This window comes from Marinirhabdus gelatinilytica, from assembly GCF_003353425.1.
GTDB lineage: Bacteria > Bacteroidota > Bacteroidia > Flavobacteriales > Flavobacteriaceae > Marinirhabdus > Marinirhabdus gelatinilytica.
Window position 1 is genome coordinate 22,581 of sequence record NZ_QRAO01000001.1, and the last position, 17,150, is coordinate 39,730.

Sequence of the window (17,150 nt, forward strand, 5' to 3'; positions counted from 1 at the left end):
TCTTTTCAGTTAAAATATTTTTATCCTTGAATTGCTTCTAAGATGTATTTATCGGCCACATAGATTATTTGCAACAACGTAATGTAGCTCACACTCACCAGCATAAGTTGTCTTGCGGACTTATCGGTCTGTTTTTTGTACAATCGCACCGCATAATAAATCAGCCAAACGCCAATTCCCCCAACCAATACAGCCGAGACAAACGAGAGATACAGCCTACCCGTTACCCCCACTGCAGGGATTAGCGATGCCAGCACCGTCCATATACTATACAAGATTACCTGGATAGCCGTCCCCTTGTCGCGTTTGCCATTGGGAAGCATAAAAAACCCTCCCTTTTTATAATCCTGGAACAAAAACCAGCCTATGGCCCAAAAGTGCGGAAATTGCCAAAAGAACTGTATCATAAACAACGTCCCCGGTTCTATGCCAAAATTATCGGTTGCAGCCACCCACCCCAACATAAAAGGGATGGCCCCCGGAAACGCACCCACAAATACAGAAAGTGGGGTACGTGTCTTTAAGGGAGTATACACGGCTACATATAAAAAAATTGAGATAGCCCCAAACATTGCTGTTTGGGGGTTAATGATATACAATACAAAAACACCCACCAAGGTAAGTATACTTCCCAATATAAACGCAGCGGTCACCCCCATACGACCTGCGGGAATAGGCCTGTTCTTGGTACGCTCCATTTTGGCGTCGAGGTCCCGCTCTATGATCTGGTTAAAAACATTGCTCGCCCCAACCATACAATAGCCCCCAATGCACAATAGCAACAGAATATAAAAATCTATTTGAAAAGCCCCAAGCAAATACCCTGCTACCGAGGAAAACACTACACTTACCGACAGGCGCATCTTGGTAATCTCAGTAAAATTCCTGAAAAGTGATACTGGTAAGGATGTAGATTCGGATTGGGCCAAGTGTAGTACAAATTAAACGCCGCAAAGATACGCTAACCACCTAATTTTCCCAATTTAATTGCTGTTTACTTGTACAGCTAACATCTTTTTTTACTAATTTGAGCCCCTATTTAATTTTTGTAACAAATGAAATCATATTCAACCCTCTTTTTGCTATTGCTCGTAACCTGTTTTGCTACCGCCCAAACCGATGAAGAAATAAGCAAAGACCCCGACTTGCAAAAAAAAGCCATTGAAAAAGCAAAGAACAAGCCAAACATCATACCTGTTACCGAGAATATTTTTATGCTGAAGGGAATGGGTGGCAACATAGCTGTTCAGCACGGTAAAGAAGGAGTACTCATGGTAGACACACAGTTTGAAAGAACTTCTGAAAGTGTCTTGGGGATTATTGAAAAAGAAACCGAAAACACCCCCCAGTTTATTGTGAACACCCACTTGCACGGAGACCACACCGGAGGTAATAAAAATTACAAGCAAACAGGTGCCACTGTATTTTCCCACCAAAATGTAAAAGATGCAATGCTTGCTGCGCTATACAATGAAGCTGAAGAAAAAGTAATGAAAGAGATTGAGCTAATGGAAGAAGCCGCGAAGGACAACGACAAGGAAGCACAAAAAGCACTGGAAAGAAACAGGGATCGTGCCAAGACAAAACTTGAGCAACCTCTAGATCTGGACACCTCCAACATTCCATCCATAAGCTTTGACAATAACCTTACTATTTTTTATAATGATGAAGAAATAAAACTTATCTACCTCGCCAATGCACATACCAATGGCGATGTGATGGTTCATTTTACCAAAAGCAATGTTATACACACAGGAGATGCTTTTGTCAATGGACTATACCCTTATATAGACAGAAGTAACAGCGGAACCTACAAAGGGTATCAAAGCGCCATTAATACCATTTTGCAAACTGCCAACCAAAACACCCAGATAATCCCGGGTCACGGAGCGCTCGCAACTAAAGCAGATGTGGCCGAAACCAAGAAAATGTTGGAGTTTATCTACGAAAAAGTAACATTTCACTTTATGAACGATAAAACCGAGGACCAAGTAGCCCAGATGAGGGACATTACCAAGTTCTACGACGAGAAAGGCTATGGTGACGGTTTTATTTCTACTGAAAAGTTTCTACGTTCGGTTTATAAGGCTGTACAGAAAAATGAAGGCCGCAAAAAAGCCAGAAACGAACAAAAGGAAAAGCGCTACAAAGAAATGCAGAAAAGGGTGAAAAAGGAAAAGGACGGAAAAAACTAGTCTACTCAAAAATCGTAGTACCAGTTAAATAAGTCGGTCCGTATCCCAAAGTTTACCCATGTGGTATTATTATCAAAAACCATCTCGGTATTCTCCAAGGGTTCAAAATCCCTAAAGATAACGCTGGCATATACTTTCAGGTTTGTTGCTGGGTTAATTAGGTATCCCGCTTGTAATTCGGTATGGAAAAAATCTGTAGTATTTCCTTGTCCCACTTCAACACCGTTGTCCAAAGGCCTATTATCTTCATTGCCGTAAATATTGCCCCCAAAATAGTCTATACCATCGGCCGGGGCTTGAAATTCCAGTCCCCTTTTGGCAATAAGGGTCTTGGCACTTCCAAACCAGCGACCTTTCTGGTATCTAGCAATAGCAATAAATTCTGAAATATTAGCCCCTAGCGTATGTGCCAGGGATTGGTTATTGTGCCCATAATTCAGCACGACGGTATTGTGGGAATACGTATAGGGACGTATGCGGTTATATTCGGCTTGCAGGTACAACCCTTTTACACTAAAGGCATCGTAATACTTTGCCCCTATCTGGTAACCATATTTGTTTTTCCAGCTTTGTTCCCCTCCAAAAACATCGCCTGAGGAAAATTCGTCTATGATAATTTGCGAATAGGCGTTCACCCTGTCCGTAAATTTATACTTGGCACTCAATCCTATAAGCGCATTCCCCGTTCGGGAACCTGTAGAAAATTCAATGGCACGGTAAAAGATCACGGGGTTTATATAGTTGAAATCGAAACCACGGTCATTACTGTTGTCCCAGATCACGCTCTCAAAAAGGCCAATGTTCAATCGTTTAGTAACGTTATAACTCAAATAGTGGCTTGCTATGTATTTTGTCCTGAAGGTGCGCTCTTCTGTGGCTTCGGGACGCACATCACGCAAGCTCATCCAGGTATTGGTGTATTTTAACTTCCAGATATTCGTATTTATCTTAAAGAATGGGTAAGGTGATGCATTATCACTCAGCAGCAATGAACGATACCCATCTCCCAGGAACAGCTTGCCGTGCCCCAACTGAAAATTGAACCACTTGCTGGGCGAATAGGAGATATGTCCCGTAGCTACCGGGTAATCGTAAGCGTCCTCATTAAAACGTTTGGCAATACCACGTGCGGGAATTATGGCTGGGTTACCGCCATCTGGCATTCTTTCTTCAGCAAACCTGTTGAAATATTCTGCAAATCGTCCCTGGCTCTCGTATACCACCGCAAAAAAATTGAAATTTTTTCCAATCCCTCCCTGGGTGTACACCAAGCGCGTATTGTTGTAGGTATCCAGTCCGGCACCGGTATCTCGACCCAGTTGTAGATCTACACCGGGATCCAATGTAAACCAAAAATCCTTTGTCTTGACGCGTACCATATGTTCGTTCCAAAACTTTCGGCCAAACCAAGAGGTCTTGTTTTTGAGCAACTTACCGTTCTGGGCCTCGAAATTGTAATATTTGTTTACTTCAGAATAGATATAAGGTTTTTGTGCGGTATGGTTGTTCTGCCCCACCCTGTTCAATGCTGGGTCGAACAAGCTATAATTGTGGTGCGAAAGCGGGATGTTTATAGCACTTGTGTATTCCTCATTGGCATACGGTAATTTTTCAATGGCATCGTATTCATTTTTTAGGGTGTCCAATTTTTCGTTAGCAGTTTCGTTTTCAGCAATTGTTGTAGCCTCTATAGCTCCAGGCTCTTGTAAGGGAATGGCAAAGGGCATAGTGAACTGTACATACGTAGGTTTCCCGTTGAATGTGGCAGGAGTAATTCTTGGGAGTTGTGCAAACACCCGTTGTGCTTCTTCCTTGAGCTCTTTATAAATAGCATCGGTATACAGTAGTTTAAAGTCGCCCTGCTTGTCTACTTCAAAAAAAACGGTCATCGAGCCTTTATAGCTTTCTTCTGAAACTATTTCAGGTACATTAAAATTTTTGAAAAGAAACTGTTTGAATGTATTGTTGAAACAACCTTCCAACATCTCTATCTCTACATTGGCACATTCTGGAAATACTGGGTATTTTTCAAAACTATTGGACTGTTGAGCGTATAGTTGTAGGCAAGCGAGTAAAACCAGAAAGGAGACTAGGTTCTTCATTGGGCAACTGTTTAAGGATGCCGAAAGATACGCTTTTTTGAAATCCCCCAAAAAAGAAACCCGCCTCTGGGGAGGCGGGGTATTGTATGCTTAATTATTTACTTGAAAATGTATGGGTACGGCGTAGGTAACATTTACGGGCGTATCTCCTTGCCTACCCGGCTGTATATAGGGCAGTGTTGAAATAACCCTTTTTGCTTCTTCTTCCAGCTTCTTATCTTTTGCTCTAGCCTTTACTTCCACAATATCCCCTTGAGAGTTTATTGTAAAGAAGGTACGTATGGTTTGTATACTACCTGGCTCAAAATAATCGAATTTACCCGTTTCGAATTTTTTGCTTATAAATGCCCTAATTTTTGCTGACATGCAATCTATTTTCCCTTGGTTATTGCCAGCGCCCTCACATCCAGGAAACACGGGCACGTATTCTACCCCTATAATACTTGTAGTTACGGGTGCGGTAGTAGCACCCGTCTTTATAGGTGAGGCTCTGGGCGTCGGGTCGTCCTCAGCTATCACGTTGCCCTCAATTACAGGGTCTGTATTTGCCACTTTGATAAAAGTGTGGGTTGCAATAGGCTTGATAGGAGTTGCCACTTTATGTCTCTTTTGTACTTTGGGCTGTTCTTTAGGAAGCTTTGGTATATCCTTATCTACCGTATAGGTAATCGTGGGAGCATCCCAAATGGTACCCGATGGCGCTTTGGCTACTATCCTAGGTTTTTCAATTTCTAGCTCCATGACATAAAAGGTTGCCAATAGAGCGATGATAAGACCTACCTGAAAAAAAATCTTCGAGTTCCAGCTAATGTTAATTTGCTTTTTTACAATTCTTTTACTTGGTACTTTTGTAGTGGCACCACACACATTGTTTGATGGTTTCATAATAATATATTTAGAAGTTATATTATTTATGAAACAAGTGTTGTGCCAAAAAAAATCCCGCTTCTACCGAAGCGGGATTTGATATTATAAAGAGGTGTATTTTAGTTTTCTACCTGGAACAGGATGGGCAGTGCATAAATTACACCTACAGCTTTACCTCGTTGCTTCCCTGGTGTCATTTTGGGCAATGAACTTACAACGTCTTTCGCCTCGGCCTCCAACTTTGGGTGGGGTGCTCGGGCTCTTACATTTACCACGTTTCCTTTGTTGTCTATCTTAAACTGTACGGAAATACGCTGTCTTCCTTCAAGTCCAAGGTCGTTTGCAAGTTCGGTGTTGAACTTTTTCTGAACGAATTTCTGGATTTTCTCGGACATACATTTTTTCTTTGCATCGTTGTTTCCAGCACTTTCGCAACCTGGGTATACAGGTACGTTTTCAATTACGGCAAAGGGGACATCTTCGATCACCTCTTCTACAACCTCTTCAATTTCCTCAATCTCCACGATCTCTTCCTCTTGATTGGTCTCGGTAGACTCAATAATGGTCTCTTCTACTTCCTCTTCATCTTCAACTACCTCGATTACCTCGGGTGCTGGTGGTGGCGGTGGCGGCGGTGGCGGTGGTGTTAATTGTTGCGTAATTGGGATATCTTCTTCCAAATCGTCACCAAGATTCAATTGATCTGCGGCTAGATTGTCGTTATCGTAGGTTTTCCACTCTATTGCTTGCCAGGCCACGAAGAGCATAAAGGCAAGTCCAAACAACAGAAATACAGAGCTCCATTGGCTCATGTCTGCTTTTGGGTTTTTTTTCTGTTCCATATTTGAAAAATTTAATCGTTGCTAATTTAAAGAAATATTACTTTATAGTAAAGGGATTTATCAATTTTGATTTTCAAAAAAGGATCTTGTACCATAGAACAAGATGCCTCCCAATAAAATACCTACACTATTTGCTATTAAATCGTTGAAATCTAAATGCCGCATAGGGATGAGCATTTCTTGTAGACCTTCAATTATTATGCCATAGACAAAACAGGCTATTGCAACATAGTAGATGGTTGCAATAGCTGCGTTCTTACTTTTTTTTCTGAAAAAATAGAGTATCCACAAAAAGATCAATCCTGCGTGAATCCCAATATGCACAATTTTATCCAGCGGCAATTGGGTGCGCGGTAAATCTCTTCCGGGCAGTAAAAATGCAACAGTAATGATAAATGTGTACAGTATTGCAATGAGCAAGACTGTTTTAGGCGCCAATAAGTTCTTTATAGGCTGCATCGTCGAGGAGTTCTTCGATTTCATCTGGATTGGAGATTTTTATTTTTATCATCCAACCTTCGCCATAGGGGTCTGAGTTTACCTTTTCTGGTTCAGACTCCAACGAATCGTTAAAAGCGATGATTTCCCCAGAGAGCGGTAAGAAGAGGTCCGAAACTGTCTTTACGGCTTCAACGGTACCGAACACCTCATCTTTGTCGAGGGTTTCATCCAAGGTTTCAACTTCTACATATACAATATCGCCAAGCTCTCCTTGTGCGAAATCTGTAATTCCTACCGTTGCCTCGTCTCCATCAATACTAATCCATTCGTGGTCTTTGGTATATTTTAAGTTACTGGGTACACTCATAACGTTTTATTTAAGCTTTTTTGGTTTGGTTTTTAGTTTCCGAAGTTATATCTCAGCGTAAATCCAGACCGTATCGTGGTTTGCGGAAATGCTGTTGAAATAGCATACTCGGAGAATGTGTAATCGAAATAGAACAGGGCTGTCAGGTTTTTGCTCAACGCATAGTCTGTGATAAAGTTAAGACCATAAATTGTTTGCCCTGCCGTTGTCTGGTTGTTGTTAATATCCAGATATCTAATAATGGTCTTGTTGTCCCTACGGGAAACGTCCAGTTTAAAGTTCAGATCACTTTTTATTACCTTCTTTTTACCCCCGAAGTTTGTTGAGATTCGCAGGTCCTTTACACGATACCCCAAGCCAAGTATGAGCTCGTTTCCTTGTATTTCGGTCAAGAGGTTGTTTGCAAAACTCAATGACAGGGCTCTATCCTTTCGGTATTCGGCAAGAATTTTTATTGAGTTTTTCATCTCAAAATCCAAACGTATCAAAGGCGAGAATTGCTCGGTCAGGTTTACGTTGGTCAAGAATATAGGGCTTTTGAAATCTCCCGCTTGATCGGTTGCCGTTGGGTTGTTGGCATCGTAATCCAAGTTTGTCTGGAACTGGTTAACGGTATAACTGGCCCTATACCCGTGTTGTACAGAAAATCTCTTGAAACGTTGTTTGAACCACTTCAATTTCATTAAACCTGTATACTTTATATCCCAGTTTGGTAACGGGATATCGCGCAATATGCCCGTTTCTTCTTTTGATGGATCACTACCTCTATAGGCCGAAACGAACGCTGGCAGGAGTACGTCTTGCGAATTGGGCCCAAAGCCTTCTGGATACCCTGTTTCTTCGTCTACAGGGAAGTTGGATGTTCCATAGAATTCAGTTGCCAGTCTTTGTGCTACCACCAAACGGTTTGCTCTAAAATCGTCAAAAGCTTCAGAATTATTCTCATCACTCTGGCTAAAAGCTGTCTTGATGAGCAATGTGGAAATGTTGAAGTTCCCAAAGGTATTCGGGGTCAATGACCTATAGGTCTCATCTTCAACTATATAATTTTCGGTATAGTTTTCAGAATAGATTCTGCTACCATTGATATCTATTTTGAGGTCCTCCAAAGGCTCCATATTTATTTGGGCATCCAGTTGGCGACTCTCCACCTCTGTATACTGCTCGTTAAACTCGGGATACAAAGTAAGCCACCCTCTACGGGCCGCTTCTTCCCTGATTTCTGCCTGGCTACCAAACGTAAAACCTGCAGAAGGTTTTAAAGTACCTATAAACCCAATGGAAGGGGTATATCCTGGGAGGAAGATACCTTGGTTTTCCTGATAATTGAACTGCATTTTCTTAATACTGGTAAGCAACCCAATAAAGAAGTTTGCTGCTTTTTCGCCTGCACCCAGACTACCACCTCCCTGGCCAGCAGTAGAGGAGCCCCTACGTGGGTCATTTACGCCTGCAGATAAACTACCTGCATTATTTTTTTCTTCTTCTCTAGCGCCATTTTCACCTTTACCTTTTCCACCTCTAGCGCCATTGGCATTCCTACCATTGTTAAGAGAACCAGAGCCTCCTTGATTGGCTCCTCTCCTTGATTTTTTAATCTTGGTGAGACCAATATACCTGTAAAAATTGTTCATATCCAAGGATGAATTTATCCTATGGGTTTGGGCATTTTGGATAGAGTTACCCAAGTTGAACGTTTCTACGGTACCATCCATCAATGGGATTTCTATACTGTTGAACAAATCACTACCGTCCTGCCACTGGAAATCTCCTGTGTAGGAATACGTAGCCCTAATAAATTTGAGGAACGGGAATTTATCAAAGGGCAAATCATAATTAACCTGTAACGACTGGAAATGTTGGTTGGGTTCCCCTACATCGAAGAAACCGTCCCACACGCCAATAGAGTTATCTGCAAAACCTTCGTCGTCTATGTAATTGGTCACAATCCTATTGTTGGACGAGTTAAAGTTAAAGCGCAAAGATTTTGTCAGGTTATAATTTACAGTGTATTGCCAATCGAACAAGAAGTTACGCTGGTACAATCTTGGCAGCCCAATGTTGCCTGGAAGCAAGTTTAATTCCCTAAATTTTTGTTCGTTATACTGTCTTGTAATGTTCGAGCTTACCGTAAGACTCGTAGGTAGATAGTTTACATTGAAGTCTTTTAAGAACTGCCAGTACTTGCTCCTGAATATAGAATCGTTTTTCTTGAAAGGCTCAAAAGGTTTTTGGTTGAAGCTATAGTTATACGTTCCGCCCAAGCGCACGTTTTGCTCGAGGGCATCCTCAATTTCAAAGTCGTGATGATCTTCTTGGTTATAGGAAGCAGAAAAGGTAAAGTTCTCTACATCCCACGGCTGTGGTTTGCCCTCTCCCGTTCGGTCCTTACGTACTCCAATTAGGTTTACACTCTGTCGTTTTGTATAATCTACGGATTGTTCCTTTATTCTTTCTTTTTCAGCTTCGTCTTCGGTGTTGTCCAGTCTTGTATCAAGTTCAATATCCTGAAATTCTGGGTCGAACTGTGGGGTGATGAGCTCTTCAGATCTTCCGTAATTAAACGGGAGCTGTATTCCCCAATCCCTTGGAAGCATTTGTCCAAGGTTCAGGTTGGTAACCACATCGTATTGCTGTACGTCTTCCCTGCTTCTTTGATTAGGGCCTTGCTCTATGGATCCAAATCCTACGGTGCTCCTTCTACCGGTAGCACTAACGGTGGCAAAGTCTGCAAGGTTGGCGTCCATACTGGCAACGGCGGCCCATCCTCCTTCGTTCTTTAATTCAGAAAGGCGTAGTTCGTTAAACCAAGCTTCTCCACAAATTTCTTGTCCCGAGTTGTTTCTAAGACCCAGCATTATAATACGAACATTACCGAAACTAGGGTTACCCTTTATACCCAAGCGCAGTTCGTTTTCTGAGCCCAATGTGGAAGCATCAAGTTCAGACTGGGTAAAGAATGTTGTTTCGGTGGGGTCCAGATTGGGATTGCCCAAAACGCGTGTTTTCAATTCTTGGAGAAGGCTCAAAGGCAATCGCAGCCTGTTTTCCACTGGCCATATATCTTCAGGATTGGAGGTAGTTCCCGTGGTAGGGTTCAATGGTATCTGGATTTCGTAGAAGTTTTGATCCAGGTCGTTCCCCAATCGCATAAATGCTATCATATCACCATCGGAGAGTGGTGTTTGGTTCTCAATAGATTCTGCGTGTATAAACATCTCCAGGTTTTCATACTGGCGCATATCTATATTGAAGTTTTTATACACCCCACGACCATCGTTATCCTCAAGGCCACAAACCCTTAGTAGCAATGACTGCTCGTTTTGGCGTATAATATTGTTATTGTTGTTGAGTTCTTCTCTTAATACTCCTGGTGGCAGCACATAGGGAAATGGTGTTTTTTGGTCGTTTTCTTCAATGTTTACAGCTTCATTTTCAAAAACTGTATCATCCAGTTCTGGATCCTCACCTGTAATATCCAAGCTTTCGGTAAACCTCCTGTAATCTCCCCTTACCAATTCCAAAGTTCCAAATCTAAGTACCGTTGGTTGCTCAAATTGCGACATGAACATCCTCATAAACCGAATGGACCTAAAATCTGAAATACCATTCACAGCTTCATCTGGCTGGCTAATAGGCACCTTAAACTGAACCCACCTTACAGGTATTACATTGTTGTCCTGGGTGGTAACCTCTAATTCGCGTACATCAGTAATAAAATCTTGCTCGCCACCATTCATGGCGGTGTTGTTCTCTACACTCATCCCGCGATAGATAGGTATTCTATACTCATAGTAACTATCTACGGTATTCATGGAGTTATCACGGTTAATGTCTTCTACATCTGGTTGGGCGGTGTTACCACGGTTATCGTTTGTAACCTGCTCTGGTGAGTTACCTTCCGTACCGTTATATTGGAGGTAACGCTGTAATACATCACCCTCGGCTTGCAAAAAGTATTGGTAATTATCTCCCGCCGGATCTGCCAATCCTGAAAACTCAGGGAATTGGGAAGCCTCTACGGCATCATCAATACCATCGTAACCTATATCTTGATTTATACGCTCTTGGCCTTGGGTATCGAAAGTATATACCAACGATTGGTTGGTAGGTACTTTACCCCATGCTGTGGCTGTTGTATTAGCAGTACCACCATCCTCTGGCAATCCGTTTTCGTATTGTTTACGGCCGTCCTTAAGTACATCTTCAGAAATATTACCTAAGTTAAAGGTAAGGACACCAGAGTCGTTTAAGCTTTCATCGTGCACATAGGGGTCCATTACCCAGAACTGGATAAACTCAACATTGGATCTTTCAAAATCTGTAGTGGTCAATTGTCTTGAAATACCGGCCCATCTTGTCTCAGGGTTAGGTAGTGCGTTTCCTCCAGCAGCTTCTGGGTTAAAGTTATACTGTCCGCGCTGGCTAGGGTAATATGCCAAATCCAGTGAGAAGATCGCTTGTGTTTGCCCCTGGATTAAATCTTGGTTAGGGAAAATCTCGTCCCTGAACACCCTTCTTGCAAATGGCGAGGATAGGTCTTCGTCGTTTATGCCCTCGGGCCTTTGGCTACTATAAAAAACCGGGTCTATTGTGTACCAGGCCAACTTTGCGCGGTTGTAATTGTATTGTAAATCGCCATTGGCAAATTCTCCCCCAAAACCTATAGGTGTACTGGCCAGGAACCAAGTTAAAGGCGAGCTTACATCTATACCTGTTTGGGAGGCTTCAAAATCGTCTACATAGGAGGTTGTCTTGCCATCAAAATCTGAAACTTTAGGTGCTCCAGGCATCAGGTATGCAAATTCCCCACGTAGGGAAACATTAGAGGCTACATCGGTATCGATGTTTGGTAGTTTATTTACCAAACGTGTCAAGAAAGGAACTTCGGTTGAGTAATTTGCATTGAGTCCAAAAACGGTATTGTTAATAGGTTCCGTATTAAAAGAAGACTTTTGGGTCAAGGGTCTTTCATTCAAGTTTAAGTAGGTAGCACCAATCTGGAATTTATCACTGAATTGATGCTCAACGTTCAAGCCTGTAAATCGCTTTGTTTGCTGGCCAAATAACGTATTGTTCTCTACCGAGATATTTATGGGCGTGTTAGAGTTTTGCAGCGAGGGATCTATAATCTGCACACGGCCCAACTGATAGTTTACCGTATAATCTACGCCTTCAACAAGTGTTCTTCCTCCAGCCGTAACCGTAACAGAACCCTGTGGGATGTTAAATGCCCCAATTGGAATTCCGTCCGAACCAGTAGACTTGTAGCTTCCTTTTAACTGAAACTTGTTCTTATCACTATCTTGTTGTTCGGCCTGTGTCTTTGTGGTATTATATAGCGTTCTCCAAACGTATTTGTTTTGGTTGGCATTATAGGTTTGCTCGTTGTTATAATCACCGGGACCCTGGTCATCGTTATCCAGCTTTTCAAAAAGATATTCTCCAAACGGCTCTACTGAGGTAAAGATGATTTGTCCATTTTGAGTATCTACGGTTATACCTGGTAAAAAGTCGAAGAAACCATCTCCGCCTTGTTGCGGATCCCCGTTAAAATTGAGTCTGTCCAAGTTAAAAACACGTAACAATACTTGTTCGTCTACATCGTCAGGCAACGGAACTGCGGGAAATTCTGGAGTACCGGGCGCGGCCGTAATGTAGTTTAGGGGGGAAGGGTCTGTATAAAGAATATTCAATCTAAAGTCTTCTTGCTCTAGCTGAAAAGCCCCTAGCGGATAGATATTCTTCATCATCAAATCCCAAATAGGCTCATTAACGTTGGTAATGTTACTTTTCAGCAATTTCACTACAAGGTTCTGGGGCAAGCCTCCTTCGATATTGGGATCTACTGGATCACCCCCGCCAGGACCTGGTATCTGGGTAGTTTCGCCTGTAGCATTTACGCCATCGTTAGAAAATTCCCCTACTTGAAACACACGGCCATTCACGGTAAACTGATAAGCAACCGCCAACACCTCGTCATTACTTAACCGTTGGTTTAAGGAAATATACCCAAGCTGGTTGTTTATGGTATATTCGTTAGCATTAAGTCTTCGTGCATTTTCCAAGGTTACATAATCAACCCCATCACTCACCGGAACCCCGCTAAATCCTTGGCCTACTGTGGCAACATCACGAATTTCTTCGGTAAGGATGCTTTGTACGGTTGGATCGTCTATTCCAAAGGGGTTAAAATCGTTATTGGCATTACTAGGGAACGCATTTGCTGAGTTGTTCACAAAGCCCCCCGGGATACCGTTTAAACCAATATTCGCCGGGTTGGACTCACCAAGGTCCTGTAATGCTACAATATTTCTAACATTTTGTGTATTTGCTGCCCTGTTGGTTATCCAAACTTCAGATCTCGTAATTTGCACATTAGAGTTAATGAAAGGATACTGGCTCAACACCCTATCATAATTATCCCTAAAATAATGTGCTAAGAAAAAGTGCCTGTTTTCATCATAATCTAGGGCAAATAATTCAAAATCTGTAATGGTGGCACCGCCTTCTGCAACTACGTTCCTTGTTTCGGACTTTTGCTCAGAAAACACCCCTGTAATGGTGGTTTTCCCAAACTGAAGTTGTGTTTTTACACCAAATAAACTCTGGGCTCCTTGTATAAGCGTACTGTTAAGAGGCATATTCACGTTACCCACTTCGATCTTACGAATAATATCGTCTTCCGTAGGTGTGTATTCAAGTTTGATCTGGTTCTGAAAATCGAAAGTGGATTGGGTGTCGTAATTGGCGGTTACCTGAAGGCGCTCTCCTACCTTACCCAACAAACTCAAACTAATACGCTGGTCGAAATCGAAGGATAGGTTACTTCGGTTTCTGGGTGAAAATGCGGGATTGTCCTGCTTGGTATACAAGAGCCCAATATCCATCTCTACGGTACCTTGTGGTATCACCTCAATAGTATTACCTCCAAAAATGGTTTCAAAGAAATTTGAATTTACATAAAATGTAGGCAGTAAGTTTTTCTGAAGTTCCTCGGATCCTTCTTTTCTACCATCGGCAGCATCAATCTTGTCCTTGAAGTACTGCTTCATTTGCTCCTTCAGGATAAGGTCTTGGTATTCTTCTGGGGTAAGGATTAGCGGGTAGCTTATAGTGAATCCCCCTAGGGTTTGCGTGTATACGTATCTATCGGTAACGGGGTCGTAGGTATATAAATCCTGAATACTTGGCGGGTTGGGGAGGTCCATTCTTCCCATTTCAGATCCTGTAGCCGTGCTATCCTGAGCTATTGCTGTGCTACTTCCCCAAAATAATACTCCTAAAATCAAGAAAAGCCCCGAAAGAACTTTTGTATACTCGTAATTTTTTGCGCCCAAATCCTACAATTTTTTTAAAGCTAATTTTATAATCGTCTCAGCACTTGCCTCAGGGTCTTGCTTTACAATAGCATCACAAACCTTTTCAGCTTGTTTTCTGGCAAAACCTAATGTCTCCAATGCAGATAACGCTTCATTTTTGTTCGTATTGCTTGCCGTTTCAGAAATTGTGGACAAGCCATACACTTTAACAATCTTATCTTTTAAATCTAAAATAACACGTTGTGCTGTTTTCGCTCCTATTCCCTTTACAGATTGGATGGTTGCAACATCTTCTTGTACAATCGCATCCCTTATCTGTTCAGGTGTGAGCGAGGACAACATAGTTCTTGCCGTACTGGCGCCTACTCCCGATACAGAGAGCAGCAACTTAAAGATTTCCCTTTCTTCGGCACCATGAAACCCATACAACGTATGTGAATCTTCTTTAACCAATAAATACGTAAGTAATTTTACATTTTCGGTACTGGGGAGCAATGAAAATGTATGTAATGAAATATGAACCAAATAGCCTATGCCATTACAATCTATGACTACTTCGGTTGGGTTTTTTTCTACAAGCCTGCCCTGCAAATGGGTAATCATAATGTTAACGTAAGGTTAAAGCGCCAAATATAATATAATTTATTCGCATTGGCACAGCCCATTTTTAGTAAAATAACGCGCGTTTTATTCTGGAATTTCCATCCCTTTGGCCCGCTTCTCTTTTTGCTGGGCATCTACCACTGCTACCGCAGCCATGTGTACGATTTCTTCCACGCTGGCGCCCAATTGAAGGATATGGACAGGTTTTTTCATCCCAAGCATAATGGGCCCAATGGACTCTACATTGTTCAATTCCTTGAGGAGTTTGTAGTTGCTGTTTGCTGAATCCAGATTTGGAAAAATCAATGCGTTCACCTTTTTTCCCGCTAATTTTGAGAAAGGGAACTTTTTCTGAAGCATTTGTGGGTTGAGTGCAAAATCTGTCTGTAACTCTCCATCCACGTGCATATCTGGATTGGTACGATGCAACAGGCTTACGGCCTCTCTTACCTTGGTGGCGTGGGGGTCTTTAGAGGAACCAAAGTTTGCATACGATATCATGGCGATAACAGGTGTAAGCCCAAACATTTTCATGGTGTAGTTGGTCATTTGAGCAATCTTGGCCAACTCTTTTGCTGTAGGGTCTATATTGATAGAGGTATCTGAAATAAAAATTGGACCTCGTTTTGTCAACATCAAGTTAGTAGTTGCCACTTTGTCCACTCCCTGAAATCTCCCCACTGTTTCCAGCACAGGTCTAACCACCGATGGATACGCACGCGCATACCCCGAAATCATACAATCCACATCGCCTTCATTGAGCATCATGGCAGCAAAATAATTTCGCTCCCGCATAAGGCCTTGGGCATCGTAAAGAGTGATTCCGCTCCTGCGGCGGTTTATCCAATGTTTTTCGGCGTAACGGTTTCGGGTGTCTTCCTGCTCATCGCTCTTTGGATCTATAATTTCAACATCGGCATCAAACTCCAATTGCTCCATGAGTTCTCTAATAACTCTCTCCCTACCCAACAACACTGGAACACCTATCCCCTCATCGTTTACAATTTGGGCAGCTTTAAGCACGTCCAGTTGATCTGCCTCGGCAAAAACTATACGCTTGGGTGCCATTTTAGCCCTGTTCAGCAACAGCCTAATAATCTTGTTATCACTACCCATACGTTCGTAAAGCTCATCCTCATATTTTTGCCAATCTGAAATGGGCTCCGTAGCTACGCCACTTTCCATAGCAGCTTTTGCAACTGCAGGAGGTACTTTTGCAATCAATCTAGGATCGAAAGGTTTGGGGATTATATAGTCCCTTCCAAAATTTAGCTTTGTTTCTCCATACGCAATATTAACCTGCTCTGGGACTGGCTCCTTGGCAAGCAGGGCAAGTGCTTGCACAGCGGCCATTTTCATAGGCTCGTTGATTTTTGAAGCCCTTACGTCCAGTGCTCCCCTAAAGATAAACGGGAAGCCCAGCACGTTATTTACTTGGTTAGGGTGGTCACTCCGGCCTGTCGCCATAATTATATCGTCCCTGGTATTTATGGCAAGTTCATATTCAATTTCTGGGTCTGGGTTTGCCATTGCAAAAACGATTGGGTCTTTTGCCATGGACATTAGCATAGCTGGGCTAACAATATTTGCAATGGAAAGGCCTACAAAAACATCGGCATCTTTCAATGCTTCGTCTAGGGTATCTATTTTCCTTTCTGTTGCAAACTCAGCTTTTTCAGCAGATAGTGAATCACGATCTGCACGGATCACACCCTTGCTATCCAGCATTACAATGTTTTCTGCTTTCGCACCAAAGGATTTATAGAGTCTGGTACAGGAAACTGCTGCTGCCCCTGCTCCGCTAATCACAATCTTAATCTCTGAAATGTTCTTTTTGGTCAATTCCAAGGCATTCAAAAGTGCCGCGGCCGAAATGATGGCCGTCCCGTGCTGGTCGTCGTGCATTACCGGAATATCAAGCTCTGCCTTAAGTCTTTGTTCTATTTCAAAAGCTTCAGGAGCCTTGATGTCCTCTAGGTTTATTCCGCCAAAGGTTGGGGCAATGTTCTTTACGGTTTCTATAAATTCATCAACATTTTCAGTATTCACTTCAATATCAAAAACGTCAATATCTGCAAATATCTTGAAGAGCAAGCCCTTTCCTTCCATAACGGGCTTGGAAGCCTCCGGACCTATATTACCCAATCCAAGGACAGCTGTACCATTGGAGATCACAGCCACCAGGTTTCCTTTGTTGGTATATTTATAAACGTTGTTTACCTCTTTTTCAATTTCCAAACAAGGCTCTGCCACACCGGGGGAATAGGCCAGAGAGAGGTCCCGCTGTGAAGCATATTTTTTTGTGGGAACCACCTGTATCTTCCCAGGCCGGGGTTTTGCGTGGTACAACAATGCTTCCCTACGTTTGCTCTCTTTGCTCATATATAAATTGATTTAATACAAAGGTAAGG

10 protein-coding genes are annotated in these 17,150 nt (G+C 42.4%); 1 reads left to right on the forward strand and 9 read right to left on the reverse strand.

Going from position 1 to position 17,150, the window contains the following annotated elements; genetic code table 11:
- Positions 1-20 precede the first annotated feature (20 nt).
- Positions 21-929, reverse strand: a complete 909-nt coding sequence (gene cyoE / locus C8D94_RS00120) for a heme o synthase (protein WP_211308889.1) — start codon at positions 927-929, stop codon at positions 21-23.
- A 126-nt stretch (positions 930-1,055) separates the two neighbouring features.
- Between cyoE and C8D94_RS00125 the strand changes: the two genes are divergently transcribed.
- Positions 1,056-2,195, forward strand: a complete 1,140-nt coding sequence (locus C8D94_RS00125) for an MBL fold metallo-hydrolase (protein WP_115121888.1) — start codon at positions 1,056-1,058, stop codon at positions 2,193-2,195.
- Positions 2,196-2,200: 5 nt separating this feature from the next.
- On the opposite strand, the gene C8D94_RS00130 is transcribed toward C8D94_RS00125, so the two are convergent.
- The 8 genes from C8D94_RS00130 to C8D94_RS00165 all read right to left on the reverse strand — a co-directional run bounded on the left by C8D94_RS00130 (position 2,201) and on the right by C8D94_RS00165 (position 17,121).
- A complete protein-coding gene (locus C8D94_RS00130) occupies positions 2,201-4,297 on the reverse strand; it encodes a gliding motility protein RemB (RefSeq protein ID WP_115121889.1) in 2,097 nt (698 codons plus the stop codon).
- Between the two features lie 90 nt (positions 4,298-4,387).
- Positions 4,388-5,182: an energy transducer TonB gene (locus C8D94_RS00135; protein ID WP_115121890.1), complete on the reverse strand. Its 795-nt coding sequence runs from the start codon at positions 5,180-5,182 to the stop codon at positions 4,388-4,390.
- A gap of 101 nt (positions 5,183-5,283) precedes the next feature.
- A complete protein-coding gene (locus C8D94_RS00140; RefSeq protein ID WP_115121891.1) occupies positions 5,284-6,006 on the reverse strand; it encodes an energy transducer TonB in 723 nt (240 codons plus the stop codon).
- Positions 6,007-6,066: 60 nt separating this feature from the next.
- On the reverse strand, positions 6,067-6,489 hold the full coding sequence (locus C8D94_RS00145) for a VanZ family protein (RefSeq protein WP_115121892.1): 423 nt from the start codon (positions 6,487-6,489) through the stop codon (positions 6,067-6,069).
- A complete protein-coding gene (gcvH, locus tag C8D94_RS00150; protein WP_115121893.1) occupies positions 6,434-6,814 on the reverse strand; it encodes a glycine cleavage system protein GcvH in 381 nt (126 codons plus the stop codon). The genes C8D94_RS00145 and gcvH overlap by 56 nt, the downstream gene beginning before the upstream one ends.
- A 32-nt stretch (positions 6,815-6,846) precedes the next feature.
- Positions 6,847-14,154: a T9SS outer membrane translocon Sov/SprA gene (gene sov, locus C8D94_RS00155; RefSeq protein WP_394340203.1), complete on the reverse strand. Its 7,308-nt coding sequence runs from the start codon at positions 14,152-14,154 to the stop codon at positions 6,847-6,849.
- A 3-nt stretch (positions 14,155-14,157) separates the two neighbouring features.
- The gene (gene ruvA, locus C8D94_RS00160; protein ID WP_115121894.1) at positions 14,158-14,739 is read right to left on the reverse strand and encodes a Holliday junction branch migration protein RuvA; all 582 of its coding nucleotides are present in this window, start codon (positions 14,737-14,739) and stop codon (positions 14,158-14,160) included.
- 84 nt (positions 14,740-14,823) lie between these two features.
- Positions 14,824-17,121 carry an NADP-dependent malic enzyme gene (locus C8D94_RS00165; RefSeq protein ID WP_115121895.1) on the reverse strand — a complete coding sequence of 766 codons (2,298 nt, stop codon included), beginning with the start codon at positions 17,119-17,121 and terminating at the stop codon, positions 14,824-14,826.
- Positions 17,122-17,150: the final 29 nt, after the last annotated feature.